We start from the raw sequence: 26,725 nt of genomic DNA, 5'->3' as shown, positions 1-26,725 counted from the left end.
CTTAGTCTGTCTATATTGAATATAGAAGGCTAAGGACAGAAAAGACAGTCAGGGCATTAAACTCAACTCACTTTGCGAGCGTAGTCCTGATCTGATTTGAGGTATTGACTAAAACAGGGGTTATTAGTTTCATCTTGATAGTCATAACCCAAGCGGCACAAGTGCTCTTCAAATTTTGCATGCTCTTGCGGAGCCATTTCAAACCCAGCTAAAACATGCCCTTTTGCAGCGCCATGATTGCGATAGTGGAATAGAGTAATATTCCACTCACAACCCAGCATCTCTAAAAACCTCAATAATGCACCTGGGTACTCTGGGAACTCAAAGCGTAACAACCTTTCTTGAATAGCCACAGGCGGTTTTCCACCAACCATGTATCGAATATGTAACTTAGCCAACTCATTGTCTGATAAGTCGGTAAACTCATATTCATTCTCTTCTAAACTGGCTTTTAACTCTTGTAACTCTTCTTCCGCGCTGCGCAGCCCTATCCCAACAAAGATCTGGGCCTTATTGCCTCCGGCAAATCGATAATTAAACTCTGTAATTGAACGCCCACCAAGCGTATTGCAAAACTGCTTAAAACTCCCTTTTCGTTCATCTATGGTTACGCCTAGAAGCGCTTCACTTTTTGCACCAAGGGCAGTTCGCTCTGCAATATAGCGCAACCGGTCAAAATTGAGATTTGCCCCCGATAATACAGCTGCCAATGACATTGATGACTGAGAGTGCGTGGCGCTCCATTTCTTTAATCCCGCTAGGGCAACCGCACCTGAAGGCTCAGCAATGGCGCGCGTTTCGATAAAGATATCTTGCACTGCCGCACAGATCTCATCTGTTGTCACCAGCATCACTTCATCACAATATGTTTGTGCTAGCCGAAAGGTTTCCTCTCCAATACGCTTGACAGCAATACCATCGGCAAAACATCCGACTTGTTCTAACTCAACGGGTTCGCCTTGCTCCATTGCTGCGTACAAACAAGCACTTTCCGTGGCTTCAACACCGATAACACGAATATCCGGACGCAGGGACTTTATATATACTGCCATTCCCGCCAACAGTCCGCCTCCCCCCACAGGGATAAATACAACATCCAGCTTATCTAGCTGTTGCATCATTTCTCGTGCCACCGTGCCCTGTCCAACAATCACATCTTTGTCGTCAAATGGTGGTACAAACACACCGCCTTGTTGCTGGCACAACGTTTGTGCATGGGCATTCGCCGCATCAAAGTGGTGACCATGCAAAACAACATGTCCCCCCATATTCCTCACTGCGTTAACCTTAATTTCAGGCGTAGTCACAGGCATCACAATGGTTGCTTTGTGCCCCAAGTGCGCAGCACTCAGAGCCACTCCTTGAGCATGGTTCCCCGCAGATGCGGTGACCACATGCGAGTTTTCAGGGAGTTGGCGCAACTTATTAAATGCGCCTCTGAGTTTAAATGAATAAACAGGCTGTTGATCTTCACGCTTTAGCCAAACTTGATGGTTGAGCCGTTCAGACAACCCTTTTAGGTGACTCACATCCGTTTGCTTCACCAATGGTGCCATATTTGCCTGAATAATAGCCCTAAAGTAGTCTAGCTCTTGTGCCACCATAGCTAACTGAGCTCCTCTAATTTTTCCAGGTCTCTTACCGCGCCTTTATCAGCACTGGTTGCCAATAGCGCATATGCTTTTAATGCAGGTGTTACCACACGCTCGCGATTAAGCGGTTTATAGGCTTCTTTACCTCGTGCGCTTTGCTTTTCACGGCGCAGAGTTAATTCGGTATCATCCAATAACACATCAATTGAACGAGTGTGAATGTTAATCGCTATAAGATCGCCATTTTCTACTAGCGCTAATGTCCCTTCACTTGCTGCTTCCGGTGATACATGACCAATCGACAAGCCTGATGTACCACCAGAAAAACGTCCATCCGTTAAGAGCGCACAATCTTTATCTAATCCCATTGATTTCAGGTAACTAGTTGGGTACAGCATTTCTTGCATCCCAGGTCCACCTTTTGGACCTTCGTAGCGGATCAAGACGACATCACCTTTTTTGACATCGCCGCCTAAGATCCCTTCTACCGCATCATCTTGAGATTCATACACTACCGCAGGCCCAGTAAACTCAAGCATTTCATCAACCACACCCGCACTTTTCACAATGCAGCCGTCTGGTGCTAAGTTACCAGTTAAAACCGCCAAACCACCGTCTTGACGAAATGCATGTTCGGCACTGCGAATACACCCGCCCTCGCGGTCCAAATCTAGTGTATCCCAGCGATACTCTTGGCTCATCGCTGTTGTTGTACGGATCCCCGCAGGGCCAGCACGATAGAATGTTTGAGCCTTTTCATTTGTGCTGTCATTGGCATCCCAACGCGCCAATACCTCACCGAGTGTGCCACCAGCAACATGACCGACAGAAAGATCTAATTTCCCGGCTTTTGCCAATTCATTTAAAATCGCCATAATGCCACCTGCTCGGTGTACATCTTCAATGTGGTATTGCTGAGTCGCCGGTGCAACTTTGCATAAGAACGGCGTATTTCGCGACAGTTGATCGATATCTGCCATATCAAAATCAACCCCTGCTTCTTGTGCAGCAGCTAAAATGTGCAGTACCGTGTTTGATGAACCGCCCATTGCAATATCCAGCGTCATTGCGTTGTTAAAAGCGGCTTGGTTGGCAATATTTCTCGGTAACACTGAGTCATTGTCTTGTTGGTAATACTCATCACATAGCGCGACAATGCGTTTTGCTGCGCCATCATATAGTTGTCTTCTATCTTTGTGCGTCGCAAGTGTTGTGCCGTTACCTGGCAAAGCCAGTCCAAGAGATTCAAGAAGACAGTTCATTGAATTCGCAGTAAACATACCTGAACAAGAGCCACATGTTGGGCAAGCAGAACGCTCAACTTGATCTGAATCTTCATCGCTCACAGTTGGATCGGCACCTTTTACCATCGCATCGACCAAATCGAGCTTCAAGTCGATATCTGCCAAGCGGGTTTTGCCCGCTTCCATTGGTCCACCTGAGACAAAAATTACTGGAATATTAAGCCTTAGAGCCGCCAACAACATACCTGGGGTAATTTTGTCACAGTTTGATATGCAGACCATTGCATCGGCACAGTGTGCGTTCACCATATATTCAACAGAGTCAGCTATCAGGTCTCGCGAGGGCAAAGAATACAACATACCTCCATGACCCATAGCGATCCCATCATCAATGGCTATCGTATTAAACTCGCGCGGCACACCGCCTGCTTCTCTGATGGCATCAGCCATCAAGTCACTGAGCTGATTAAGGTGTACATGACCAGGTACGAATTGTGTGTATGAATTGACTACCGCAATCATCGGTTTGTGAAAATCTTCGTCTGTCATTCCTGTCGCACGCCATAGTGCTCTCGCGCCTGCACGTTTGCGACCCTCAGTCGTTGTTTTACTTCGTAACTTAGCCATGTCTACCCCTCTTTCTCAATTCTACCGATGCGCGGTAGTACCTCATTCCCAAAAAATAATTAACCTACAACGTTTTAGCTATTCACGTAATCTAGCCAACCCTCTGGGTCTTTTGATTGCCCTTTAACTAAATCAAAATAAGCCTGCTGTAACTCTGCTGTGATAGGTCCGCGTTTACCCGCACCAACTTGGATCTTATCAACGCTGCGTACAGGAACTACTTCTGCTGCGGTTCCTACCATGAAAAACTCATCAGCCAAGTACAACGCTTCACGAGCAATTGGCTCTTCTCTGACTTCATAGCCTCGTTCTTTTGCTAAATGAATAATGGTATCGCGGGTCAAGCCAGGTAATATACACGCTGTAGTTGGAGGTGTATAAAGCACGCCCTTTCTAACCATAAAGAGGTTTTCACCCGCACCTTCACTTAAGTAACCATTCACATCCAGTGCAATACCTTCTACATAGCCATTGCGTTTAGCTTCACCTGAAATCAACTGTGAAGAAAGGTAATTACCCCCTGCTTTTGCAGCCGTTGGCATGGTGTTTGGTGCAAGACGACTCCAAGACGAAACGCACACATCTACTCCTTCAGCTAAGCTGTCTTCACCTAGATATGCCCCCCACTCCATTGCTGCGACAGTAACGTCAGCAATATGTGATTTAGGGTTAAGTCCCAGCCCGACATGGCCTAGAAACGCAAATGGTCTCAAGTAAGCATTGCTGAATCCATTTTCTTTGACCGCCTGCTTACACGCTGCTTTAACCTCTTCTTGAGAAAACGGGATCTCCATGCGGTAAATTTTCGCGGAATCAAACAAGCGTTGAATATGATCGTCCAAGCGAAATATGGCAGGACCATTTGGCGTATCATATGCTCTGATCCCTTCGAATACCGAGCTACCATAATGTAGTGCATGGCTCAAAACATGCGTTGTCGCCTCTTGGTAAGGGATCATTTCACCGTTGTGCCAAATAAGTTCTGATGTTTGTGTCATTCTTTAAAACCTTAATATTGTTATATTGCCTGCTGCTGTAATGTATGCAAATCAACCGACTGCACATCCACTAGCTTATTTAATTGTGATGTTAATAGATAGATAGGTTTCTCACTATCTACTGTCATTTTGACGAGAAACAACTCATCCTGCCCCTCTAATTGCAATTGCATTAGACGAAATCCACGGTGTCGAGCCACACGTAGAAAACGCTCAACAGCAACGCTTTGATTTTTTACAGCCACAGTTAATTGATGTTTCATTGTGTGTTCTCCGTTAACATTTCATCATTTGCCGCACCCGGCGGTACAAGAGGCCAAACATTTTCTTTATCATCAATACAGGCATGTAAAATGTAAGGACCTGAGCTATTTACTAGTTTTTCAATTGCATCGTCTACTTCTGATGCATGGGTGATAGTTTGCCCTGGGATACCAAACACAGCGGCCAACTGCACGAAGTCAGGGTTATCTGACAAGTTTGTTTCGCTGTATCGCGCCGAGAAAAATAACTCTTGCCACTGTCTCACCATACCCAGTCTTTGGTTGTCTAGAATAACTATCTTTACGGCAAGGTTATTTCTTCTGATAGTCGCTAACTCTTGGATATTCATCATGATTGAACCGTCGCCTGAAACCGTGATAACCATGTTGTCCGGACGCGCGATTTTCGCCCCAATTGCCGCTGGCAGGCCAAATCCCATAGTACCAGCGCCACCGCTGCTAAGATGGTTGCTCGGATGGCTAAATTTCATATGCTGTGCAACCCACATTTGATGCTGACCCACATCGCAACAAACAACTGTATCTTGAGGTACATCATGGCTCAGTTTATTCAGCAAATAAGGCGCAAAAACTTTCTCTCCAGGGTAGTCATATCGCCAAGCATACTCTCGCTGCATATGGCTGATATGCGCACGCCAATCCGCAGGTGCTAAAACGCCCTGTAATAAAGGCAAAGAGACATTTAAATCAGCCACCAATGAAGCCGCAGCTGGCTTGCGCTTGCCAATTTCAGCAGCATCAATATCTAAGTGGATCACTTTCGCTTTGGCGGCAAATTTGGCTAGATTTCCCGTCACTCGATCATCAAATCGCGCACCGATACACACCAGTAAGTCACATTCTTGCACAGCTAAATTTGCCGCCTTTGTCCCGTGCATACCCAGCATGCCCAAGTCGTATTCGTATTCAGGTAAAACACTGCCGAGCGCTTTCAAAGTAGATACCGCAGGCATCTGAGTTTGCTCCAAAAATGCCATCAATGCTGGTTGCGCATCAGCGCTATGAACGCCGCCACCGACATACGCCACTGGCTTTGAGGCTTTTTTCAACAGCTCATTGGCCAATGCTAGATCATTTAATATCGGTGCTTCTTGTGCTTGAGTGTCTGCACTCCAAGGAGAAAAAGGCACTAGCGCTTGTTGAATATCTTTTGGAATATCAACTAATACGGGCCCAGGTCTTCCTGATACCGCTAAGTGCATCGCCTGTTGCAGTACTTCAGCCAAATCCTCTGCGCGCTCTACCATAAAACTATGTTTCGTACACGATAAAGACATCCCTAAAACATCAACCTCTTGGAACGCATCAGAACCAATTGCCGCAGTAGGAACTTGCCCAGTGATTGCCAAAAGCGGAACCGAGTCCATCATTGCATCAGCCAGTGCAGTCACTAAATTCGTTGCGCCAGGCCCCGAAGTAGCAAAACAAACACCTAACTTACCAGTGCTGCGTGCATAGCCAACTGCCGCAAACCCTGCTCCTTGCTCATGGCGAGTTAAATAATGCTTGAGTGGCGCACCATACAACGCATCGTAAATCGGCATAATTGCCCCGCCTGGGTAGCCGAATACGTCTGAGATACCCTGTTTAACAAGGATATCGATTACCATTTGTGCGCCTGTCATTGTTTTGCTCATTGCCCTTTGCTCTGTTTTTTTGCCCTAAAACGAAAAAGCCCCCCGAACTTTTCAGTGCGGGGGGCTTTTAGCTGATTCTTTTCTTACAGCACTACAAAGCCCCCGCGGTAATAATAATCACCACGTTGATAATCACGACTAGTAGTTTTGCTGTTAGTAACATAAATCCAAATCCAAAAAATTGTACTGTGCTTGATTGCATTCTCTGGCAGACAAATACTGTCTGCGTGTTCTTATTCTATTAGTAACCTGCGACAGGTTACATGTCAACCATAAAAACTATGCCATTTTACTGTTTAAAAATACGAATAAAGAAATAAAAAACCCAAAAACAACACATTCTAAGTGTATTTATCCAAGACAACAGAGGCAAACTTACATAAGGGTAAACTACCTCAATATATCGAAGACAATTATGCATATCAGATTTCTGTATTAATTTTTTGTGATTTACTTATTCAATTGATTATGATGTTTAATCCAAGACATAAAAGGACCACTGCAGTGAAACACATTTCGTTTTTTAAATTAGTCTCGTCATTTTGCTTGTTGCTATTTTTTAGCACACTAAGTCAAGCTGCTCCAGCACTGTGGAGCGTAGAAAAAAATGGGGTGACTTCCTATTTATTCGGTACTGTTCATGTTGGTGATCCCAGTATGCAAGGTTTGCCTGACAAGGTTAAAAGTGCCATCGAGCAGTCTGAAAATACCGTTGTAGAACTCAATATGAGTGCACTGTCGCCATTTGAAATTCAGAACAAAACAGCCGCATTTATAGCCAACTCCAATAGCCGTCCATTGCCACAAGCCGTATCCCAAAAAGTTTATAAACAACTCGAAACCTATTTTACCAAGCGGGGGATCAATATCGCACTATTCAACAGTACGCCAGCGTGGGCTGTCATCCTCACAATTGTGCAGCTTGAATATCAAAAGGCGGGATTAACTGATACGTATGGCATAGATAAACAAGTTATTGCACACGCTATTAAACATAAAAAAAACATCAAAGAGCTAGAGCTATTTGAGCAACAATTAGAAATGTTCAGCCAGATCGCGATTATGAGTGATGAGATGGTGACACAAACCCTCTCCCAAATGCGAGAAGCTGATGACTTTATTAAAGATATGATAGAAGCCTGGAAAACGGGCGACGATGCTATATTGAGCAAGTATTACGAGCTGAGCTTTGATGATTCCAAATATGCACGACTTGCTGAACAAGTACTAGTGATTGAGCGCAACCATACTTGGGTCCGTACTCTGCTCCCCGACATGAGTAAAACATCGCATTTTATTGCTGTAGGCGCACTGCACTTACCCAAACAACATGGCTTGATTGAATTACTAAAAGCACAGGGCTTTATAGTCAAGAGAATATAAATTGATAGGTGTAAGAATACCTTACACCTAACCCTTTAATCTACCAAAAACATGCCGCCATGTACTGTAACCTCCTTGAAAACCAATAATCAAGACAGTGAGTCGTTCACGACCGAGGGGGTTATTAGCAGTTCGACTTTTTCTCGTAAGGTTTTTAAATCAACGGGCTTAAATAAGTGGGCGTTCGCTCCTAATTCATACACTCTATTGATAGCCTGCTCTGTGGTATTTGCGGTAAGTACCAATATGGGCAACTCTAATCCAAGGTTATGACGGATCATCTTTATTGCTGTGAAACCATCCATCACAGGCATATTCAAATCCATCAATACCAAACTAAACTCTTGCTTTTGTAACTCAGATAGCGCTTCTTGCCCGTTTACTACATGTATCACTGACAGGCCCAACTTTTCTAATAATGTCACAACAACACGTGCATTTAGTAAGTTGTCCTCCACCAACAGAGCCGGGTTTTCTCTACTCAACTCAAACGGTGTCAATGCAGCAGATTTAGCCACTTTCACAGGGATCTCTAATAATACCTGAGTACCGGTTGGTATATTATCCGTAAAGCTCATTTCACCACCGAGCATATTGATAATGAGCTGCGCACGAGTAAGCCCCAACTGCATTCCTTGATAATTTTCCTCTTCATCAATTTTGGCTTGGGTTTGGTTAATACCCGGTCCCGTATCTGTTATCAGGCAGTGAAAGATGGCTTCTTCACACCTTTGGTGACAATCCGCTTCTAGCCTCACTTCTCCGTATTCAGTGTACTTCACGGCATTGTCCAATATTTGCCCAACCAACCAAGCCAAACGATTGTGATCACATTCGACAACTTGTGACAAACCAGCCCCTAAGTCCGTTGTAAAACTTAACGATTTCTGCTGCATAAGCGGTTTATAAATTGCTAACGAGTGAGATAAAGTATCAAACAGACAAGCGGTTTTATTGTCTAACTTAATTTCTTTATTCTCTGATAGCACATTGTAGTCATCTATTGCTGAGAGCAGAATATTAAGCTGCTTTGCTGCGTGTTCGACAACCTCTAGGTGAGCAGATTGAGCTGATTCTTTAAACAGTGCCAGATATCCCATAACGGCTTGCAGCGGCGTACGCATCTCATGGCTTGCTCGTGCCAAAAATTCACTCTTACTGCGCTTTAGACGATTGGCTTCAATGCGTAGTGTCTGAAGCCGTGTAATTTTCTTCTGAATGCTTTTTTCCATCGGATAGAAAATCCAACGCGCTTCGATAATGAGGATCATGAGCCCAAAAAGCCAAATGAATAGCTCAACATTTTGCAGCTTCTTTACTTTGTTAGTAGCTACTAACTCATGTAGCGTAACCGCCTGATCTAGAGCAATTAAAAGTTCGTTAGCTCGGGATTGAACTTGGATCAACTTTTCTACTTTCAAATTGCCGACAAGGGCAAGGCTGTGCGCAGTTTTGACTAAATCAATGTACTCTTCAACCCGAGTTGCCAAAGCAACCGGAGGTTGAAAATAAAACTGTTGTAGATCAGAAGATAAGTGAGCATAGCGCCCACCCGACTTTGCTAATAAAAAAGCTTGGTTTTCAGCCATTTTATCTAATGCATCACGCAGCATTTGCTGTTCATCAAACGTACCTGGATGCTCGCGTATGTACTCAGCACCTAATAATAACGCCGCTTTTTGCGACAGCATTCTCTGCATCCCTGCCGTATTGATCACGTACGTACTGGCAGCTTGTTGAGATAATAGTATCTGCATAGTTGCCATCGCTGTTGTGATGACAATGACCATAATAGAAATCGCTAAAATGTACCTGAAGCGAAATGTTTTCAATATCTTAAGCAACCGGCTGCCTCCGTGTTTGGTGCAAAATAATAGAGATAAAATTGAGCTGCATACAAACAGAAGTGTAGCTTAATTTCAGTCTTTTACAGATTGGAGCTTGACACCTAGACGGCCAAAATGTTTCAATCCCGTCTGACCCTATTATCGCAAAGTAGCTGTAATGGCTATTTTGAGGGCTGGAAGAGGTGCGTTATTCAGGTAGCTAAATTGAGGAGAGCAAACTCCGATGACATTTAGTGAGGGGAATTAACGCCGAGAAGAAATCATCTTTGCTAATTGATTTTTTCGGGCGCATGGGCTGAATCCCAGCGACTGTCACCAACATATTTGGTGGAGAGCTTCTGGTCTTAGAAAGATAAGGCCATGCCTTATGCTGTTTTAAGTCCATTGCTCTTCGAATTTTAATTGTTCGGAAGCTGGATTTGCACTTCAAGTCACCTTCCGAGCTGCATTTAAGTTCGGTAGAGATGAAATCTAAATACAACTTATCTGACTACCCGTTATGGACAGCGCTTGTTACGCCGTTCGACGATAACAACCACGTTGATTTTCAAACGTTAGCGCAGCTAGTACTTGCACAACAACAAGCTGGTAATGGCATACTTTTACTCGGTAGTACCGGTGAAGGGCTTGCACTTTCACAGCAAGAGCAGCGCGACATAGTGCGTTATGTTTGTGAACTGTCGCCAACGGTCCCATTGATGGTTGCTATTGGCGGCCATGATCTTGCGTTACAACTCGACTGGGTTGAATTTTGCAACACCCAACCGATCGATGCCTTTTTGGTTGGCTCACCGCTCTACGCGAAGCCAGGTAACGTGGGTCTGACACACTGGTTTAAAACACTATTGGATGCCAGTGATCGCCCATGTATGTTGTACAACGTTCCTGGACGCAGCGCTGTTTCAATAAGTCCAAATGTTATTGAAAATCTTGCTTCCCACCCCAAACTATGGGCGCTCAAAGAAGCCAGTGGTGATATTGCTACCTTTGAATCTTTCCGTAAAGCATCACCTGATCTCGCTATTTATAGTGGAGACGATGGATTGATGCCGTACTTTGCACAAGCGGGAGCGGCCGGCCTTGTCTCTGTTGCTGCCAATGCTTGGCCTCAGCAAACAGCCGAGTTTGTAAAGCGCTCGCTTGCTGGCACGTTTCCAAATTTATTTACCACTTGGACAGACGCGGTAAACAGCTTATTTAGCGTAGCCAACCCGATCCCCGTCAAGGTCTTAATGCACTTGCAAGGACAGCTGGCTTCGCCGCGTCTTCGCCCACCACTGACCCACTTGGAGCTCAGTGATACAACGTTTATCAAAACCGCAAATTCAACTATTTTATCTTGGAGTTAAGGAAGTATACATGAGCTGGTTAACCCTATTAAACAACCTAGAAAATGGCACTGTTCGTGCAGCGACACAGGACGAACAAGGCAACTGGCATGCCAATGTCGAGGTCAAAGAAGGTATCTTAGAAGCCTTCAGAAACGGCACAAATACAGAATATCCAGGCGGCTTTGTCGACAAAGATAACTTAGCACCTCAAGGATTCGCAGCTGAAGCCGGTGTGAGAATGGTCCCAGGTGGAAGCAGTGTTCGACGCGGTGCATACGTCGCTTCAGGCACAATAATTATGCCACCAGCTTACGTTAATATCGGTGCGTATATCGATGAAGGTACTATGGTAGATAGCCATGCGTTGGTTGGCTCGTGTGCACAAATTGGTAAAAATGTACATCTCAGCGCGGCCGTACAGGTAGGCGGAGTATTAGAGCCTGTCGGGGCAAGCCCAGTGGTTGTAGAAGACGATGCTTTCATTGGCGCTGGTTGCGTTTTGGTTGAAGGCGTTGTTGTGAAAAAAGGTGCTGTATTAGCGCCAGGAGTTCGCCTCTCGGCAAGTATTCCTGTGTACGACTGTGTTAACGAAAGGGTGTTGGAAAAAGGCGAAGCAATCCCTGAAAATGCCATTGTGATCCCTGGCTCTCGTCCTGCGAATGGTGAATGGGCGCAACAGCAGGGTTTGAGCTTATCCTGTGCTCTTATCGTCAAATACCGCGATGAGCAAAGTGACGCAGCCCTTGAGTTAGAAGAGGTGCTTCGCTAATGCCAGCTTTGAGTACGCCAGTAAAAACAGCGATTTCTGATCTGGTACAGAACCAGCACGAACCGTTCTATTTTTACGACTTAGATGCGTTGCACGCTCACTTAACACAATTAACTGAACAAACCGTTGTGAAACTTTGGTACGCAGTCAAAGCAAACCCATTGTCTAGTATCATTCAAACATTAGATCAAGCAGGGTTTGATTTTGACGTTGCCAGTAGTGGTGAATTGCAACAGGTTTTAGCGCAAGGTATCAATGCTAACCGCGTACTCAATACAGGACCAGCTAAGTCCAAACGCCAAATTGAAGAATTCTTAAGCTTAGGTGTAACCACCTTTGTAGCGGAAAGCCTCAATCAGGTTGCTTGGCTGCAAGATGCAGCCAAGCGTCATAAAATCCAATTACGTATCTTGCTACGCATTCAGTTGCGCTGGCCTGATAATGAAAAAAATCCATTAGGCGGAGATAGCTTAACGCCATTTGGTTTAGGAACACAGGAGTGGTCATCTCTATCTATCAGTGAATATGATCATTTGGATTTTGTCGGTCTGCATATCTTCCAGTGGGGTAATATGTTAGACGCAGAGAAATTAGCTTCCCTCTGGCAGCAAATGATTGACCCCCTCGTCACATTAGCCGAACAGCTAGATATTAATTTGCGTGTTTTAGATTTAGGTGGAGGCTTAGGGATTCCATACGCCGCATCTCAATCAGCGATTGATTGGAGTGCAATTTTAGACAGCTTAGAAAACATTAAGAAACAAGCTAATGTTGATGAATTATGGATGGAATTAGGTAGATATGCCGTGGGTGAATGCGGCTATTACGTTAATCCTGTCGTGGAACAAAAGCGCAACTACAGTAGCAATCAGTTGATATTAGCGGGCGGTATAAATCATATTTTACGACCAGCAGTAACCACACAGGCATTTCCTGCCGAACTGTTACGTGACAGTACATCTACGCCAAAGACGTTTACCCTGCACGGTCCGCTATGCACAGCCTTAGATCACTTGGGAGAGCACACACTACCAGGCGATATAACCGAGCAAGACTGGATTGTATTTAGTCAATGTGGTGCCTATGGTTTCACTGAAAGCATGCCCTACTTTCTCTGCCATACATTGCCAAGCGAGTACACCTACCAGTCCGGCCAAACCCGCTGTGTTAGACCACCACTGACACCACAGAATTATTTGAGGTAACAATGAATCAGATAGCCCAAACATCCATTCAAGTAGCAGAGCTGGCGAATGGCCAAGCTTTGTCTATTCCTGTGTTTACTGTTGGTGATCGAAACAAAGGGCCCAAAGTCTACATTCAAGCAAATATGCATGGCGCCGAAGTACAGGGCAATGCCGTGATTTATGCCTTACTAGAAAAACTAAAAACAGTTCAGCTTAATGGTTCAATTACCTTGGTCCCCTATGCAAATCCGATTGGCTGTAATCAAAAGTCAGGAGAGTTTACACTGGGCCGCTTCGACCCCATCACGGGAGAGAATTGGAATCGCCTATATCATGATCATACTCATCTGGTCGCCGACTTTGCTGCAAAGTACGTTGATGCTTCAGAGCAGGTGATCCGCAGTGAATTTAAACAGCTATTAATTAGTAAAACAGATGAGATACTTGCCCAACCGTTGCACCAGCTCAAAACTGGCAAGCGCATTGCGGTTAATCTTCAGCGCCTTGCTCATGAGGCTGACTTAGTCCTTGATTTACATACGGGGCCAATCTCTTCAAAACATTTGTACTGTCCAGAATATGCACAAGCGAGCGCCAAATACTTTGACATCCCTCACACCCTACTGATACCTAATGAATTTGATGGTGCGATGGACGAAGCTTGTTTTTGCCCTTGGTGGCAACTCAGTGAAGCGTTCAGCGCACTGGGTAGAGAGATTACAACGACAAATGAAGCATTTACTGTAGAGCTTGGATCTCAGGAGCACATTGACCTGAGCGAAGCACAACAAGATGCTGATAGTCTTCTGAGCTACCTGACTCATAAAGAAGTGATCCTAGATAGCACATACCAACCTAAACCAATACAGCGATACGCCTGCTATTTGCAAGACTACGTAGCTTTTTACGCCCCGATAGGCGGTATGGTGGAATACCAAGCAGCGCTTGGTGCGCATATTAAAGCCGGCGAGACACTCGTCAATATTTTGCGCATGGACAAGTATGCGCAAGGTGAAGCTTTAAACCCGATTACGTTTGATCATGATGCCATCGCTATATTGCACTTTGCTTCAGCAAGCGTAAACCAAGGTACCGAATTGTATAAGTTATTTACTAATTACTTTGAACTATAAAAAATTGCGTGAGAGTAGGTAGGTCTGAGACTTACTTGCTAAGGTGTGGTGACATGGTCGCCACCCTTTTTTCCATTTTTCACCATATCTCTCGTACCTGCCACCTTTAGAATTCCTTTTGCGTATTTGAATTTATCTCACTTTACAAGTGGTTTAATTTTAAACAGCCTATTGGCTCGTAAATGCAGATTTTTAAAAGGAGATAATGATGAAAATGCAAATAAATAAAAAGCACCTAAAAACCCTGTCACAAGATAAACAATTACTACCTAATGAAAATACGCCCCATGTAGCAGGCGGTACGGGATCATGGCCAACACCTGCAACCACTACAGTTAGACAGAGAACTTGCCCGACTGGCGATGCTTGTAAGACTAATCAGGGGATCTACTGCGTTACACGCTAGACTCCCTTTAAAAGTAAAAAAGCCACCGTGTGCACACGGTGGCTTTTTTGTTATTTACACTCAGTAGGCTATGGACGAGGAATAAACCCTAAAGCGTCATAAACCGATTTCAGTGTTTTTTCAGCACGCTCACCTGCTTTTTCTGCACCACTGCGCATAATATTTTCAAGTAGCGCCTGATCAGATCTAATTTCTTTAAAACGCGCTTGGATTGGCGTTAGCATTTCAACCACAGCAGCAGCCGTATCCTTTTTCAAATGGCCATACATTTTATCTTCATATTCTGGCACAAGTGCTTCTACTGAACGGCCTGTTGCAACCGATAGTAAAGTGAGCAGGTTAGATACACCGGGTTTCTCCTGACGGTCAAAATAAATACGCGCCTGTTCGTCCGAGTCCGTCACAGCTTTTTTGAGCTTTTTCTCAATCTTTTTTGGTTCATCTAATAGCAAGACAAACGCATTGGGATTGTCATCAGACTTTGACATCTTTTTCAACGGATCTTGCAAGCTCATAACACGCGCGCCTAGCTCTGGAATATAAGGCTCTGGTACCTTAAATACATCACCATAAATATTGTTGAAACGCGTCGCAATGTCACGAGTAAGCTCTAAGTGTTGCTTCTGATCTTCACCTACCGGTACTTGATCTGCTTGATATAATAAAATATCGGCAGCTTGTAACACTGGATATGAAAATAAACCTACGTTGACATTGTTCGCATGCTTCGACGACTTGTCTTTGAACTGGGTCATGCGATTCAATTCACCCATTTGTGCATAACAGTTTAGTACCCAGCCTAACTGTGCATGCTCAGGCACTTGAGATTGTACAAATAATGCAGATTTCTCTGGGTCGATACCACATGCAGTGTACATAGCAATACCATCTAATACGCGCTCGCGCAAAGCTGCTGGGTCTTGGCGCACTGTAATCGCGTGAAGATCAACTAACATAAAGAAACAATCGTGATCCTCTTGTAGCTTAAGCCACTGGTTTATGGCACCTACGTAATTGCCTATTGTCATACCACCGGTTGGCTGAATGCCACTTAATACTACTGGTTTTGTCATCTTGTTCCTTTATCTCAATTATGGTTTGTTAAAATGGGAATTATATCTGAGAACTGCTCACAGAGGTACTGTGGATTAAATTGCGAGAGTGCTTCCCCTTGATTATACCCATAGTTCAAAGCGATCACAGGCATCTCCGCGCTGTGGGCCGCTAAAATATCACTTTTTGAATCACCTATCATAATTGCTTGAGAAGCGCTCACACCGAGCTGCTCACACGCTAGCTTAAGCAATTGTGGATCTGGTTTTTTGTTTCCATCATCACCACATACAATAACATCAAAATGCTTGGCAATGTTAAGCTTTTGCAAAAGTTGTAATGTAAATGCTCTATCTTTATTTGTCACTAATGCTTTTGGCACATTGCCGAGTTCATATAGACCTATTTCTACACCTGGGTATAGCTCGGCATACTCACCCACTAATTGTTGATAGTGCGCTTTAAATCTCTCCGTTGCTTGTTTTACAAGCGTAGCTGAGAGGTCAGGATTAATGTCACTATCACAGCTCAGTCCACGTTGGACGAGTGTATCTATGCCATTTCCGACCCATAGCTGTACCTGCTTGTATGAAACTACTGGAAAAGCAACATCTGATAGCGCTAAATTGAGCGCTAAGTGCATATCTTGAATACTGTTGACTAAGGTGCCATCAAGATCGAGTAAAACTCCCTGAATATTCATTACCTTACCTTAGCAAGTTCTTGACGCATCGCATCAATTACCGATTTATAGTCCGGTTGATTAAAGATGGCTGATCCTGCCACAAACATATCTGCGCCTGCTGCTGCAATTTGCGCAATATTGTCTACTTTGACACCACCATCAACCTCCAAACGAATTTTTTTGCCTGACGCCTCAATACGCTCTCTGACTTGTTTTAGTTTATCGAGTGTATTGGGAATAAAGCTTTGCCCACCAAAGCCAGGATTTACTGACATTAATAATATTTGATCAACTTTGTCCATAACATAGTCAAGACAATGCAACGGCGTAGCAGGGTTAAGTACCAAACCGGCCTCACACCCCTGCTCCTTTATCAAAGCAAGACTGCGGTCAACATGCTCACTCGCCTCTGGGTGAAATGTAATGATATCAGCCCCCGCTTTGGCAAAGCTTGGGATCAACGCATCTACCGGTTTTATCATTAAATGCACATCAATTGGCGCAGTAATACCATAGTTTCTTAGTGCCTCACAGATCATTGGCCCAAATGTTAGGTTTGGTACATAATGATTATCCATCACATCAAAATGCACGACGTCTGCACCTGCATTAATTACTTTTTCAACATCGCTACCTAGACGTGCGAAGTCGGCTGACAAAATAGATGGTGCAATTAGAAATTCAGGTTGTGCATTTACTGAAGACATGAGTTCCCCTTAAAGTTAGCTTCCGCCGCTACTTTAACTCAAATTGTCCGGAAATACACGAGCAAGCAATGGCCAATTTGCGAGCAACTTACAGAGAAAAGAGATAAACTGATTGTTTAATAAATATCCATAGTGTACTATTTAAGGATAGCTAATCGCTGAGGGGATAGTTATGGTAACATGGCTTCAAACACGGACGGTATTGTTGGCAATCGCAGCTGTGGTTTCGGTAGGTGTATTTTCATTTGGAGATGACGATATTGAAACTGCGCAGTTTAGTCAGTGTGAGTGTGTCGACTCAACTTACAATTACAATGAACAGCACTGCAAACGCGAAGCACATACAAGTTGGTATGCGTGGTTAACTGGTGGTAGCAGCAATGCACAGTTTCACTACCTAGACTTATTAGAGCTCTTAATTGGCTCTGATGACCAACAAGACAGTTCGAGCATTTCTAAAATTTAATTGACAGCATAAAGGACGCATCATGATGGTTTTCTTAAGCATCTTTCAAAGCGTCCTCGCTGCTATGTTTGGCGTACAAAGCCACAAAAAATATCACCACGACTTCAAGAGCAATCACTTTTGGCCATACGCCGTTATCGCAACCCTTTTCGTAGTTATGTTCGTTGTTTTCTTAATTTTTCTTGTTAATGGCGTTATTGCTACCGCACAAAGTCAGTAATTACGCGATGGTTGTGCACTGTACAGCGCCATCAGCTCATTGACTTTATTGCGCCCATTGCCTTTTGGACTGATTGTTCTTTTTACTTGGATTACATCCAGTTGCGCTTCACTGTATATTTTTCTCGTCCATACAGTTTCATGATTTGAGATAAGCACTGGTTTGTTGTTATCAAATGCCGCACGCTCAGCTAGGTTTGCCAGTTGGGCTTGATCATCGAGGTTAAACCCACCCTTTGCATAGCTTGTAAAAGAGGCTGTTTTGCTCAGTGGTACATAGGGAGGATCACAATAAATCACTGAGTTTTTAGGTAGCTGTTTAAACACTTGCTCATAGCTTAAACAGGTGAAGGTTGCATTTTGAGCCTTCTCTGCAAAGTGGTATAACTCATTTTCCGGAAAGTAGGGCTTTTTGTATTTACCAAAGGGCACATTGAATATCCCCTTTAAATTATATCGACACAGCCCATTGTAGCCATGGCGATTCATATACAGAAATAAAATAGCCCGCTCATAGACATCAACGCACCCGTTAAATTGCTGACGATATTCATAGTAAGCATCTGCACAGTTATTTTGTTCAACAAACAACTTTTTCGCATCTGCGATAAATTCATCAGGTGCACGCTGAATTTCTTTATACAAGTTAATTAAATCGGCATTAATGTCATTCAACACATAACGCTTGAAGTCACTATTTAAAAACACAGAGCCAGCACCTACAAAAGGCTCAACCAAAGTTTCTGCCTCACTGTTTGCACTGCGCAATCGTTTAGTGATTTCCTCCACTAAACTATATTTTCCGCCCGCCCATTTAAGAAAGGCTCTGGTTTTTTTCTGCATGATCGATCTAATTACTCAAAAGTAGCGGGATTTTACACTATTTTTTTTACTGTGACTGTTGGATTTGCTGCTTTATTTGGGAGATCCGTTTAAAAAAGGGCTTAGCAGCCAACAATTCAGCATTTAAATTACCACGAGCCAGCTTAGCATCATCTAGCTGGGCAAAAGGTGCCAAAGTAACAAACCACCAAACTTTGCCATTTCTTCTCACTTCAGCCACTTTAATGTTGGGCAAAGCGTGCTTGGCAATAAAATCATCAGCTACTTTTCTTTCTGTCACGGCCAATAACTGAATGCTCCACTCTGTATCAGACCTTAATAAAAACCACTGATTATCGTGAGATACACCTACTCTGTGAACGGTATTTTTAGGCGTTACTTGAACGTTAGCATCAGTTGAACTCTCAGTGCGTTTAGTAGGCTGTAACGCTGTAGCAACTTGCTCTACCTCTTGCTCGTCAGGCTCAGGAGCGAGCTCTGTGGAAGTAACTTCACTGTGCTTCTTAGTGTCGACTGCCATTTCACTATTCATTGCACTTTTCGTAGGCGCTGATAGCAATGCGCTTAATACCGCTGAGACTTGTTCTTGCTCTGGTTTATTTTGTACCTCTGCTGCGTGTTTAGCCACCTTAGATACCACGTCAACTTTTGGTTGCACTTGCTCTGCTTCAAGCACTTGCTCTGCTTCAAGCACTGTCGGCTCAGATAAAATAGCAGTCTGCTGTTTTGCTACTTCTTGCTTTTCCCCAAGTAGATCAAGCAACTGTTTATTGTACAAAGCGGCAACCAAACACAGGGTGAGGATCAATGAAAAGGCTGCAATAAAAAAGTGCTTTTGTTTTAATTTTGGTTGTGAATCCGCTCTCAAGTCAAGCTGCTGCTCTTCTTGTTTCCAATCAAGCAGCACACTAGGGTTACCCCGAGCTTCGGTTATGAATGTTTTAAATATAGGATCATCATCTGGTGGCAATTGCGTAAAAAACATTTTCATCAATTGCTTGGATTCAGCATGCGAAAGCGGTTCCAAATGAATATCCAATGCATTTGGCAGCATATTGGGAGCTTGTGCGGTCACTAAAATGTATAAAGTATGTGGCGCTCTTACTGCGAGGTTTTGCAGCTCCTGGATCAGTTCATCACTGAGGTGTCTTGCACCATCAAGTACCCATAAACACGGCTCTGCTGGCTGTTCACTGTTTAAAACGAAGAAGTTTTCCGTCAGGGAAAGTTTTTGATCCACCAGTGGCGCACGAAAAGTATGCTCCATGAGTTGTCGAATAATATCGACATCTTTGGAATGTGCACTTAATTGGATAAAGGCTTTCGAAAAATCACTGTATTTATCAGTAATAAAGCTTTCAGCCAAATAACTTTTACCTAAGCCTGAATTGCCGACCAGACAAATTAAGCTCTGCCCATATTCAAATTGCATTGCAATTCTATCGACCAAGGCAGAACGGCTTGGCAATATTTGAGACTGCATTACTGCCCTATTAAATGGCCTACATTAGCGTCAGACACGTCATCTACCAACTCACATACCCCCAGCGAAGTGGGTACTATAAATCTGATTTTGCCTTGTTTATTTTTCTTGTCTTTGCGCATATGGTGAATAAACTGTTCAGACGTCATTTCTCTTGGGGGTGAAGTAGGCAAATCATATTGAGCCAACAAATTGCGCACACGCGTTACTTCAGCTGTATTAATGTCACCCCGCTGTTGTCCAAGCTCCATGGCCAGTACAATACCTGCTGCAACCGCTTCACCATGCAGCCAATTGCCATAGCCCATTTGCGCCTCAATTGCATGACCAAAGGTATGTCCCAAATTGAGTAAAGCGCGCAAACCTGCTTCTTTTTCATCTTTAGCAACAATTTCTGCTTTGATTTCACAACAGCGATAAATAATTTGATTGAGACTCTCAATATTAAGCGATTTTAATTGGGCTGCATCACTTTCTAAACGAGTAAGAAAATCAGCATCATAGATCAGGCCATATTTTATCACTTCAGCCATGCCTGCGGAAAATTCGCGTGCGGGCAAGGTGTTTAATGAGCTTGTATCGATAAAAACGGCTTTAGGCTGATAAAACGCGCCAATCATATTTTTCCCAAGAGGGTGATTAACAGCCGTTTTACCACCAACAGATGAATCTACCTGAGAAAGCAAAGTCGTTGGTATCTGAATGAATGGCACACCACGTTGATATGCTGACGCAACAAACCCCGTTAAATCTCCGATAACACCGCCCCCAAGGGCGATTAAGCAAGTATCTCTACCACAGTTATTTTCAAGCAAGAAAGCACAAATTTTCTCAAACCAATCTAAAGATTTGTATTGTTCACCATCTGGAATAATGAAGTGTAGTGGAGATAAGTCGCTGAGTTGAGATTCAATGACTTCGAGATAGAGAGGAGCAACTGTTTCGTTGCTAATGATCACAGGGCGACTTTGACCTACATGTTCAATTAATCGCCCTTTATCCGATAGTAGATTTTCTCCAATATAGATGGGATAGCTCCGCTCGTTTAAATCCACATTCAATTCAAGCATCACTACACCCTCCTTTTTATATTGGCAATTAAAAATCTAATTTATCGATAATTTGATTTGCGACTACTTTGGCACTTTGCTCATCAGTGCGTACAACAATATCAGCCACTTCGCTATATAAGTGGTTTCGTTGCTCAGCCAAATCTTCTAAAATTTTTCTTGAGTCTTCACCTGTCTGTAATAAAGGACGGCGCTTATCTCGCTGTGTTCGAGCCACTTGTTTTTCAATGGGCGTTTCTAAATATACTACAATCCCACGAGCTGACAGTTTGTTGCGCACTTCTTTACTGATCACTGAGCCACCGCCTGTCGCCAGTACGATACCCTGCTTCTCAGTTAAGTCTGAAATTACAGTTTCTTCACGCTTACGAAAACCTTCTTCTCCTTCGATATCAAAGACCCAAGCAATATCAGCACCCGTGCGGCGCTCTATTTCCTGATCTGAATCAAAAAACTCAAGGTGTAACTGATCGGCAATGTGACGACCAATTGTGCTTTTACCAGCCCCCATAGGGCCTACTAGAAATATATTACGTTTCTCAGCCATATCTATTTAGTACAAACGAACTCTAAAATTTGAAATAAAACCCCGCCTAACGACCTGGCCCCAAAATTAAGGAGGGGATTATCTCAGTATTCTATTCAACATTTCAAGTCAAAAGGCGTAAAATCCGCCTTTATTTGTTAATTTATCACTATTACAAATTGTCATTCATAATTCTGGGCGTGACAAAAATCAATAACTCTTTCTTTTCATTAATTTCTTTAGTGTTTCTAAACAACACCCCAAGGTACGGCACATCTCCAAGAAGTGGTACTTTACTCACCGCATTTGTTGTTTCTTGCTGGTAAATACCGCCAAGAACAACAGTTTGGCCGTTGTCGACCAATACTTGGGTCTGGATCTGTTGGGTGTTAATTGCCACTGCAGGACCATTGGCGGTTTGTACTGTATCACCTCGCGTATCTTGAGTGATAATTAAATCTAAAATAATTTTATTATCCGGTGTAATTTGCGGTGTTACTTCCAAACTTAACACGGCCTTTTTAAATTCAACAGCCGTTGCCCCACTAGAGGACGCTTCAACAAAAGGGATCTCTGTACCTTGCTCTATTCGGGCCGTTTTTTGGTTGGCCGTTGTAATACTCGGCGTCGCAATGATTTCACCTTTATTTTCTTGCTCAAGTGCCGACAACTCTAAGTCTATTAACGTTCCGTCAGACAGCTTGGCAATGTGCATACCAACACTCGCAGCAGTAGAAGGCGCTGGTAGATTTACATTCAATCTATCTTCCAGTCCCGGGATCGTCCCACCCGACAATAAATCAGCAGCAGTTAAGTTACCTGATAATGCATCATTGCCCTGCTGATCGCTAAACCCCCAACGGATCCCCAAATCTTCTTGAATATTATCCGTCACGGTCACCATACGAGACTCAATACGTACCTGTTTGACAGGAACATCGAGCTTCTCAACCATCCGCCTAATACTTTCGATACTACGTGCGGTATCTTTAATTAATAATGTATTTGTTCTCGCATCGACAGAGACGCTACCACGTAAACTGATAATTGAGTTTACGTCAGTTTTAAGCAAGTCGGAAAACTCCTGCGCCTTCGCATAATTCAGCTGAATATATTCAGTATATAAAGGCTCTAGCTCTTCTACTTGTTTTCTCGCTTGCAACTCTTTTGCTTCTCGCGCACTCAACTCCTCAGAAGGTGCAACCATCAAGATTGATCCTTCCATACGCTTATCGAGGCCTTTAACTCGTAACACCACATCTAACGCTTGATCCCACGGGACCCCATCTAAGCGCAACGTAATATTGCCCGATACTGAATCACTGGTTACCAAGTTAAAATTATTGGTATCCGCAATTATCTGTAGTACAGAGCGAACCGGGATATCTTGAAAATTTAAAGTGATAGGTTGCCCTTGATAGGATTTGCTTTCACCAAATTGAAATTCGTTGCTGTCTTTCTCAACTGTCAAAGTGAAAATATTTTCTAACTGCTGATAGTTGAACTTAAACGCAGAGTTTGGCTCAATAACAATTCGCGTTTTAGTATCTTCTCGAAACGTTTCAATTTTACCAACGACGGTGCCAAAGTCTGTTACATCCAGCTCATATAAATGCTCGTCCGGAATACTTATATGGTGGAAATCTGCGATGATTTTATCACCCACTTGTTGCACATCTATTGCACTTTGCGCCGAATCTAAAAATGCGAGAATTTGTGCCGCCCCCTCGGAGGTGCGTTTAAAGTCTATACTTTGAATCCCATTAATATATTGACTTGCTTGTTCGGCTGAGCTCTCGTCTGGAATTGGCTGGTCAGATACCTGTAGATACACCAAGTTATTTTTGACCGTTGTCTTATATAACTTTAACTCTTCCAACATGATAGTAATTTTAAAGCCATCAGGCTCCATATTACTATTAATTGCACGGATCCCTGCTTTATTGATCGCCAACTCTTTGAGGCTTTCTTCGAATTCCGCACCAACAAAAAACAGTTCCAATCGCGCAGGTTCACTCAAAACTTGTACTTGAGGCTCGGTTTCTAGCTGTTCATCGAACACCAACTGTAATTCAGTCTCTCCCGAGGCTATTGGGTTGTAACGTACATCATAGAGCATGGGGATAGCATAAGAGAGCATAGAAGCCCCTAAAAATGCACCGCCAATTAATGTTTTCGCAAAACTATTTGCTAGGTTGCGCGTCATAGTCGTATCACCTTTTTATTATTCACTCGCGCCCATTTCTTCAGCTTCAGGCATCTCAACTGTTGTGAGTCGCTCTTTCCAACAACCAGTACCGTCAGGGATAAGCTCCATTAACTCAATTCTATCAGAGTGCACACCAACTACTTCGCCATGATAGAGCCCCATATACTGCCCCTCTCTGATCCTATATAAACCTTGGTCAGCAGCTTTGATCAATGCCCAAGTTGTTACTTCTGTTGCAATTATGCCTTTCATTATAAGGTTGTCCAATGGGTATTTTTCCAATGGATCTCTCAACCTTTCTGGATCTGGATGAAGGCAGTTTTTAATTTGTACTAACCGATTTTCAATCACTTCAGGCTGAGGGGCAACAAAAGGACTTCGTAGATCGGACGCCTGATACTGAAAATGTTCAAAGTTCATCATTTCAGGAATTGGCTCTATATACGGCGTTGCACTGGCTTGGACCCGATCAATAAATTCTTTTTGTTCTGCGGTATCATCATTGCACCCAGCAATGAACAGTAAAGTGAGCAAGGTTGGCGCAAGCCGAATCATTGACTCTCTCCTTGCTCATATCGATAAGTTTTGGCAACCACACCAAAAACCAACGCATTATTTCCTGCGTTTTCAATTCTAAAATCATGCAAGCTTACGATTCGAGGTAGCTGCGCAACTTTACTGACAAATTCGCCAAATTCATGGTAAGTACCGACAACTTCAAGATTTATTGGTAGTTCTGTATAAAATTCTTTTTTAACTTCTGGCAACCAGCCTATTTTTAAAAAGGTTAAACCACTGGAAGTACCTACATAGGTTAGATCATCCAATAAACCGGGCGTTTCATTAGAAGTCGGTAACTTTCTGAGTAGTTGGGAAAATTGATCTTCCATATCCAGCATTTGCTGTCGATATAACTCTAAATTATTGGCTCGGCCATACTTTATGCGGTAATTTTTACGTAATTCTTGCTCTTTGCTCACTGCCGACTCATACCTGTCTATCGACGTTGAAACCAACATAGTGTAGCCAATGATCAGCATGACCAATACAACTAGCGAACAACAGATGATTTTAACCGGTAGTGGCCACTCACCTATATTATCTAGCTCAACTTCATTCCAGTCGATTTCTTGCAATGCTTTGATATCAAGCTTCACGATTTAGGTACTCCTGATTCGACGCTGCTATTTTGTTGACGCTCAAGCTCCATCTGTTCAAAGGATTTTACGTAAAAGTGCATCATAAAATCACTCAGCAATCTATCGTCATTACTGCCAGCTACGATACCTTGAATAACCGGTTTTTCTAGTAAATAAGATGACTCCACAGCGCGAAGCATTTGCGATAAACGATTATTAGACTCACTGCGCCCAACAACTTTAATCATATCTTCAGTGCGCTCTAAGCTTGTCAGATAAACACCGGCAGGCACTACCCTAGCTACTTCATCGATAATCTGAGTACCTAAGTTTCGGTTGCTTTGTAATACTTCGATCAATCGTATTCTACGTTGCAAGTTTTCTTTTTGTTTATTCAGTCCTTCAATCTCGCCTATCCGCTCATCTAATTTAGCAATTTCTCCTTGCAGGTAACGGTTTTTTATTTCCTGACCCTGCCTTAGCCCGTCGTAAAATGTACCCATTAAGTACATAAGTGCCAAACTGGTCGCGACAATAACGGCCAAAATTGTCAAAAACTTTTGTTGCGATGCCTGTCGTTGCTGCTCTCGCCAAGGGAGTAGATTTATATGTGGCATGCAGAAAAGCTCCTCAATGCCAGTCCCGTCGCTATCGAGAATTGCGCACTATGGCGGTTAAGTACACTTCTATCTACTTTAGGAGCAATTTCCATATTCGCAAATGGATCTCCAATAATGCTATGCACACCTAACTCATCAACCAGTAGTCTGTCTAAGCCTTCAACAAGTGCAGTTCCACCAGTTAAAATAATATAGTCCACTTGATCATGCCCACTGGTGGTCATAAACATTTGCAGCGCTCTCCTTATTTGCTGTAAGAGAGAAGTTTGAAATGGCGCGAGTACTTCAAAAGTATAGTTTGGAGGAAGATCACCGGTTGTTTTCGCAAGTTCCGCCTCGTCAAAAGTTTTATTATAGTAAGCAACAATGCTGTTAGTGTATTGTTCACCGCCGAAAACTTGGTCTCTTGTATACAAAGTCTTGCCTGACTGTACCACACTAATCAAGGTTACAACTGCGCCAATATCAATAATGCCGACAACTTTGTCATAGGCATCAGACGGCAATTGCTCATAGAGTACATCCACTGAGCGTGCCAAAGCATAACTTTCGACATCGACTACCTTGGCTTTAAGCCCAGACTCTTCAAGTGCACCTACTCGAGCCTGTACGCTTTCAGTTCGAGCAGCAGACAGCAGTACATTCACTTTAGAGGGATCCGCTTCATTTACTGACAACTTTTCAAAGTCCAAACTGACTTCATCCAATGGATATGGGATCAGACTGTCAGCCTCAATTGCAATTTGCGACTCTAATTCAGCATCAGTTAACGAAACATCCATAAAAATCATTTTCGTGATGACTGTTTGACCAGATACAGCAACTGACGCAAACTGTGTGCCTTTGGGAAGACGCTTTTTTAATTTAGCGATAACACGACCAATTGCTTCGATATCTTGAATAGCGCGCTCTTTCATTGCACCTTTAGGTAAAGGCTCGATCGCGACAGCTTCGACCCGGTAACCTGCACTGGACTCGGCAAGCAACACGGCTTTTACACAGTGTGAGCCAATATCTACTCCAACCATCATTGGTGCGTGCTTTTTAAATATTTGATCGAACATGCAATTTACCCAAGTATTTAAATTAGTCGTTATTTTGGCGCTCTTGGTTAGAAGTTAACATTTGATACGCCTTAAGTATTATGCATTATACTTACCAAACAACAACGGTGCATTATTTAACACCTGTTCGGGTTGAAGAATTTACGCAAAAGTTATTAATCGTTTTTTAATCAGGATATACTAACAGCGTCCACTTGCAATTG

Annotated in this window: 26 protein-coding genes and 1 riboswitch; of the genes, 8 read left to right on the top strand and 18 right to left on the bottom strand. The window is 43.3% G+C overall.

Features of this window, described 5'->3' with window-relative positions; translation table 11 throughout:
* Window positions 1–62: 62 nt before the first annotated feature.
* The 5 genes from ilvA to ilvG form a co-directional block, all read right to left on the bottom strand.
* On the bottom strand, window positions 63–1,604 hold the full coding sequence (gene ilvA, locus J8M00_RS24070) for a threonine ammonia-lyase, biosynthetic (RefSeq protein WP_211012953.1): 1,542 nt from the start codon (window positions 1,602–1,604) through the stop codon (window positions 63–65).
* 2 nt (window positions 1,605–1,606) lie between these two features.
* Window positions 1,607–3,463, bottom strand: coding sequence for a dihydroxy-acid dehydratase (gene ilvD / locus J8M00_RS24065; RefSeq protein ID WP_211012952.1), 1,857 nt, complete (start codon window positions 3,461–3,463; stop codon window positions 1,607–1,609).
* Between the two features lie 74 nt (window positions 3,464–3,537).
* On the bottom strand, window positions 3,538–4,461 hold the full coding sequence (locus J8M00_RS24060; RefSeq protein ID WP_211012951.1) for a branched-chain amino acid transaminase: 924 nt from the start codon (window positions 4,459–4,461) through the stop codon (window positions 3,538–3,540).
* Between the two features lie 20 nt (window positions 4,462–4,481).
* Window positions 4,482–4,724 carry an acetolactate synthase 2 small subunit gene (gene ilvM, locus J8M00_RS24055; RefSeq protein WP_023397706.1) on the bottom strand — a complete coding sequence of 81 codons (243 nt, stop codon included), beginning with the start codon at window positions 4,722–4,724 and terminating at the stop codon, window positions 4,482–4,484.
* Window positions 4,721–6,370 carry an acetolactate synthase 2 catalytic subunit gene (gene ilvG / locus J8M00_RS24050; RefSeq protein ID WP_211012995.1) on the bottom strand — a complete coding sequence of 550 codons (1,650 nt, stop codon included), beginning with the start codon at window positions 6,368–6,370 and terminating at the stop codon, window positions 4,721–4,723. The genes ilvM and ilvG overlap by 4 nt, the downstream gene beginning before the upstream one ends.
* Before the next feature lie 516 nt (window positions 6,371–6,886).
* Between ilvG and J8M00_RS24045 the strand changes: the two genes are divergently transcribed.
* The gene (locus tag J8M00_RS24045; protein WP_348772568.1) at window positions 6,887–7,765 is read left to right on the top strand and encodes a TraB/GumN family protein; all 879 of its coding nucleotides are present in this window, start codon (window positions 6,887–6,889) and stop codon (window positions 7,763–7,765) included.
* Between the two features lie 89 nt (window positions 7,766–7,854).
* On the opposite strand, the gene J8M00_RS24040 is transcribed toward J8M00_RS24045, so the two are convergent.
* Window positions 7,855–9,522, bottom strand: coding sequence for an ATP-binding response regulator (locus J8M00_RS24040; RefSeq protein WP_211012950.1), 1,668 nt, complete (start codon window positions 9,520–9,522; stop codon window positions 7,855–7,857).
* Between the two features lie 259 nt (window positions 9,523–9,781).
* Window positions 9,782–9,958: riboswitch (Lysine riboswitch) on the top strand.
* A gap of 118 nt (window positions 9,959–10,076) precedes the next feature.
* Here J8M00_RS24040 and dapA point away from each other — a divergent pair.
* The 5 genes from dapA to J8M00_RS24015 all read left to right on the top strand — a co-directional run bounded on the left by dapA (window position 10,077) and on the right by J8M00_RS24015 (window position 14,438).
* The gene (gene dapA, locus J8M00_RS24035) at window positions 10,077–10,961 is read left to right on the top strand and encodes a 4-hydroxy-tetrahydrodipicolinate synthase (RefSeq protein ID WP_211012993.1); all 885 of its coding nucleotides are present in this window, start codon (window positions 10,077–10,079) and stop codon (window positions 10,959–10,961) included.
* A 10-nt stretch (window positions 10,962–10,971) separates the two neighbouring features.
* Window positions 10,972–11,712: a 2,3,4,5-tetrahydropyridine-2,6-dicarboxylate N-succinyltransferase gene (locus J8M00_RS24030; protein WP_023397701.1), complete on the top strand. Its 741-nt coding sequence runs from the start codon at window positions 10,972–10,974 to the stop codon at window positions 11,710–11,712.
* The gene (locus tag J8M00_RS24025; protein WP_211012949.1) at window positions 11,712–12,917 is read left to right on the top strand and encodes a PLP-dependent decarboxylase; all 1,206 of its coding nucleotides are present in this window, start codon (window positions 11,712–11,714) and stop codon (window positions 12,915–12,917) included. Before J8M00_RS24030 ends, J8M00_RS24025 begins: the two co-directional genes overlap by 1 nt.
* Before the next feature lie 2 nt (window positions 12,918–12,919).
* The gene (locus J8M00_RS24020; RefSeq protein ID WP_211012948.1) at window positions 12,920–14,032 is read left to right on the top strand and encodes a succinylglutamate desuccinylase/aspartoacylase family protein; all 1,113 of its coding nucleotides are present in this window, start codon (window positions 12,920–12,922) and stop codon (window positions 14,030–14,032) included.
* Between the two features lie 205 nt (window positions 14,033–14,237).
* Window positions 14,238–14,438, top strand: coding sequence for a hypothetical protein (locus J8M00_RS24015; protein ID WP_211012947.1), 201 nt, complete (start codon window positions 14,238–14,240; stop codon window positions 14,436–14,438).
* A 68-nt stretch (window positions 14,439–14,506) separates the two neighbouring features.
* Here J8M00_RS24015 and trpS read toward each other — a convergent pair whose 3' ends face one another.
* From trpS to rpe, 3 genes are read right to left on the bottom strand one after another with little or no spacing between them, the layout of a single operon-like run.
* Complete coding sequence (trpS, locus tag J8M00_RS24010) at window positions 14,507–15,511, bottom strand: tryptophan--tRNA ligase (RefSeq protein WP_211012946.1); 1,005 nt, start codon at window positions 15,509–15,511, stop codon at window positions 14,507–14,509.
* 14 nt (window positions 15,512–15,525) lie between these two features.
* Window positions 15,526–16,194, bottom strand: coding sequence for an HAD family hydrolase (locus tag J8M00_RS24005; protein ID WP_211012945.1), 669 nt, complete (start codon window positions 16,192–16,194; stop codon window positions 15,526–15,528).
* The gene (gene rpe / locus J8M00_RS24000; RefSeq protein ID WP_211012944.1) at window positions 16,194–16,883 is read right to left on the bottom strand and encodes a ribulose-phosphate 3-epimerase; all 690 of its coding nucleotides are present in this window, start codon (window positions 16,881–16,883) and stop codon (window positions 16,194–16,196) included. The genes J8M00_RS24005 and rpe overlap by 1 nt, the downstream gene beginning before the upstream one ends.
* Window positions 16,884–17,055: 172 nt before the next feature.
* Between rpe and J8M00_RS23995 the strand changes: the two genes are divergently transcribed.
* Both J8M00_RS23995 and J8M00_RS23990 read left to right on the top strand, forming a co-directional pair.
* Entirely contained in the window at window positions 17,056–17,349 is a 294-nt protein-coding gene (locus J8M00_RS23995; protein WP_211012943.1) for a hypothetical protein, read from the top strand.
* Between the two features lie 22 nt (window positions 17,350–17,371).
* The gene (locus J8M00_RS23990) at window positions 17,372–17,569 is read left to right on the top strand and encodes a DUF2970 domain-containing protein (protein WP_348772567.1); all 198 of its coding nucleotides are present in this window, start codon (window positions 17,372–17,374) and stop codon (window positions 17,567–17,569) included.
* Here the strand turns inward: J8M00_RS23990 and J8M00_RS23985 are convergent.
* The 9 genes from J8M00_RS23985 to J8M00_RS23945 all read right to left on the bottom strand — a co-directional run bounded on the left by J8M00_RS23985 (window position 17,563) and on the right by J8M00_RS23945 (window position 26,522).
* Window positions 17,563–18,411, bottom strand: coding sequence for a Dam family site-specific DNA-(adenine-N6)-methyltransferase (locus J8M00_RS23985; protein ID WP_211012942.1), 849 nt, complete (start codon window positions 18,409–18,411; stop codon window positions 17,563–17,565). The genes J8M00_RS23990 and J8M00_RS23985 overlap by 7 nt on opposite strands.
* Before the next feature lie 46 nt (window positions 18,412–18,457).
* The gene (locus J8M00_RS23980; RefSeq protein ID WP_211012941.1) at window positions 18,458–19,894 is read right to left on the bottom strand and encodes an AAA family ATPase; all 1,437 of its coding nucleotides are present in this window, start codon (window positions 19,892–19,894) and stop codon (window positions 18,458–18,460) included.
* The gene (gene aroB / locus J8M00_RS23975) at window positions 19,894–20,964 is read right to left on the bottom strand and encodes a 3-dehydroquinate synthase (protein WP_211012991.1); all 1,071 of its coding nucleotides are present in this window, start codon (window positions 20,962–20,964) and stop codon (window positions 19,894–19,896) included. The genes J8M00_RS23980 and aroB overlap by 1 nt, the downstream gene beginning before the upstream one ends.
* A 28-nt stretch (window positions 20,965–20,992) precedes the next feature.
* Complete coding sequence (gene aroK / locus J8M00_RS23970; RefSeq protein ID WP_036975093.1) at window positions 20,993–21,511, bottom strand: shikimate kinase AroK; 519 nt, start codon at window positions 21,509–21,511, stop codon at window positions 20,993–20,995.
* A gap of 151 nt (window positions 21,512–21,662) precedes the next feature.
* Entirely contained in the window at window positions 21,663–23,696 is a 2,034-nt protein-coding gene (gene pilQ / locus J8M00_RS23965) for a type IV pilus secretin PilQ family protein (RefSeq protein WP_211012940.1), read from the bottom strand.
* Window positions 23,697–23,714: 18 nt separating this feature from the next.
* Window positions 23,715–24,254: a pilus assembly protein PilP gene (locus tag J8M00_RS23960; protein WP_211012939.1), complete on the bottom strand. Its 540-nt coding sequence runs from the start codon at window positions 24,252–24,254 to the stop codon at window positions 23,715–23,717.
* Window positions 24,251–24,856 carry a type 4a pilus biogenesis protein PilO gene (locus J8M00_RS23955; RefSeq protein ID WP_023397686.1) on the bottom strand — a complete coding sequence of 202 codons (606 nt, stop codon included), beginning with the start codon at window positions 24,854–24,856 and terminating at the stop codon, window positions 24,251–24,253. Before J8M00_RS23955 ends, J8M00_RS23960 begins: the two co-directional genes overlap by 4 nt.
* Window positions 24,853–25,455, bottom strand: coding sequence for a PilN domain-containing protein (locus J8M00_RS23950; RefSeq protein ID WP_211012938.1), 603 nt, complete (start codon window positions 25,453–25,455; stop codon window positions 24,853–24,855). Before J8M00_RS23950 ends, J8M00_RS23955 begins: the two co-directional genes overlap by 4 nt.
* Entirely contained in the window at window positions 25,443–26,522 is a 1,080-nt protein-coding gene (locus tag J8M00_RS23945; RefSeq protein ID WP_023397684.1) for a pilus assembly protein PilM, read from the bottom strand. The genes J8M00_RS23950 and J8M00_RS23945 overlap by 13 nt, the downstream gene beginning before the upstream one ends.
* Window positions 26,523–26,725: the final 203 nt, after the last annotated feature.

The sequence above is a fragment of the Pseudoalteromonas luteoviolacea genome (assembly GCF_018100925.1).
GTDB classification, from domain to species: domain Bacteria; phylum Pseudomonadota; class Gammaproteobacteria; order Enterobacterales; family Alteromonadaceae; genus Pseudoalteromonas; species Pseudoalteromonas obscura.
The sequence above is the reverse complement of the archived record's forward strand: the minus strand, read 5'-3'. Positions and strand labels throughout refer to the sequence as shown.

Coding starts and splice junctions, on each gene's coding strand:
- ilvA (WP_211012953.1), bottom strand. CDS start 1,604: ATGGTGGCACAAGAGCTAGACTACTTTAGGGCTATTATTCAGGCAAAT.
- ilvD (WP_211012952.1), bottom strand. CDS start 3,463: ATGGCTAAGTTACGAAGTAAAACAACGACTGAGGGTCGCAAACGTGCA.
- J8M00_RS24060 (WP_211012951.1), bottom strand. CDS start 4,461: ATGACACAAACATCAGAACTTATTTGGCACAACGGTGAAATGATCCCT.
- ilvM (WP_023397706.1), bottom strand. CDS start 4,724: ATGAAACATCAATTAACTGTGGCTGTAAAAAATCAAAGCGTTGCTGTT.
- ilvG (WP_211012995.1), bottom strand. CDS start 6,370: ATGACAGGCGCACAAATGGTAATCGATATCCTTGTTAAACAGGGTATC.
- J8M00_RS24040 (WP_211012950.1), bottom strand. CDS start 9,522: ATGCAGATACTATTATCTCAACAAGCTGCCAGTACGTACGTGATCAAT.
- dapA (WP_211012993.1), top strand. CDS start 10,077: ATGAAATCTAAATACAACTTATCTGACTACCCGTTATGGACAGCGCTT.
- J8M00_RS24030 (WP_023397701.1), top strand. CDS start 10,972: ATGAGCTGGTTAACCCTATTAAACAACCTAGAAAATGGCACTGTTCGT.
- J8M00_RS24025 (WP_211012949.1), top strand. CDS start 11,712: ATGCCAGCTTTGAGTACGCCAGTAAAAACAGCGATTTCTGATCTGGTA.
- J8M00_RS24020 (WP_211012948.1), top strand. CDS start 12,920: ATGAATCAGATAGCCCAAACATCCATTCAAGTAGCAGAGCTGGCGAAT.
- J8M00_RS24015 (WP_211012947.1), top strand. CDS start 14,238: ATGATGAAAATGCAAATAAATAAAAAGCACCTAAAAACCCTGTCACAA.
- trpS (WP_211012946.1), bottom strand. CDS start 15,511: ATGACAAAACCAGTAGTATTAAGTGGCATTCAGCCAACCGGTGGTATG.
- J8M00_RS24005 (WP_211012945.1), bottom strand. CDS start 16,194: ATGAATATTCAGGGAGTTTTACTCGATCTTGATGGCACCTTAGTCAAC.
- rpe (WP_211012944.1), bottom strand. CDS start 16,883: ATGTCTTCAGTAAATGCACAACCTGAATTTCTAATTGCACCATCTATT.
- J8M00_RS23995 (WP_211012943.1), top strand. CDS start 17,056: ATGGTAACATGGCTTCAAACACGGACGGTATTGTTGGCAATCGCAGCT.
- J8M00_RS23990 (WP_348772567.1), top strand. CDS start 17,372: ATGATGGTTTTCTTAAGCATCTTTCAAAGCGTCCTCGCTGCTATGTTT.
- J8M00_RS23985 (WP_211012942.1), bottom strand. CDS start 18,411: ATGCAGAAAAAAACCAGAGCCTTTCTTAAATGGGCGGGCGGAAAATAT.
- J8M00_RS23980 (WP_211012941.1), bottom strand. CDS start 19,894: ATGCAGTCTCAAATATTGCCAAGCCGTTCTGCCTTGGTCGATAGAATT.
- aroB (WP_211012991.1), bottom strand. CDS start 20,964: ATGCTTGAATTGAATGTGGATTTAAACGAGCGGAGCTATCCCATCTAT.
- aroK (WP_036975093.1), bottom strand. CDS start 21,511: ATGGCTGAGAAACGTAATATATTTCTAGTAGGCCCTATGGGGGCTGGT.
- pilQ (WP_211012940.1), bottom strand. CDS start 23,696: ATGACGCGCAACCTAGCAAATAGTTTTGCGAAAACATTAATTGGCGGT.
- J8M00_RS23960 (WP_211012939.1), bottom strand. CDS start 24,254: ATGATTCGGCTTGCGCCAACCTTGCTCACTTTACTGTTCATTGCTGGG.
- J8M00_RS23950 (WP_211012938.1), bottom strand. CDS start 25,455: ATGCCACATATAAATCTACTCCCTTGGCGAGAGCAGCAACGACAGGCA.
- J8M00_RS23945 (WP_023397684.1), bottom strand. CDS start 26,522: ATGTTCGATCAAATATTTAAAAAGCACGCACCAATGATGGTTGGAGTA.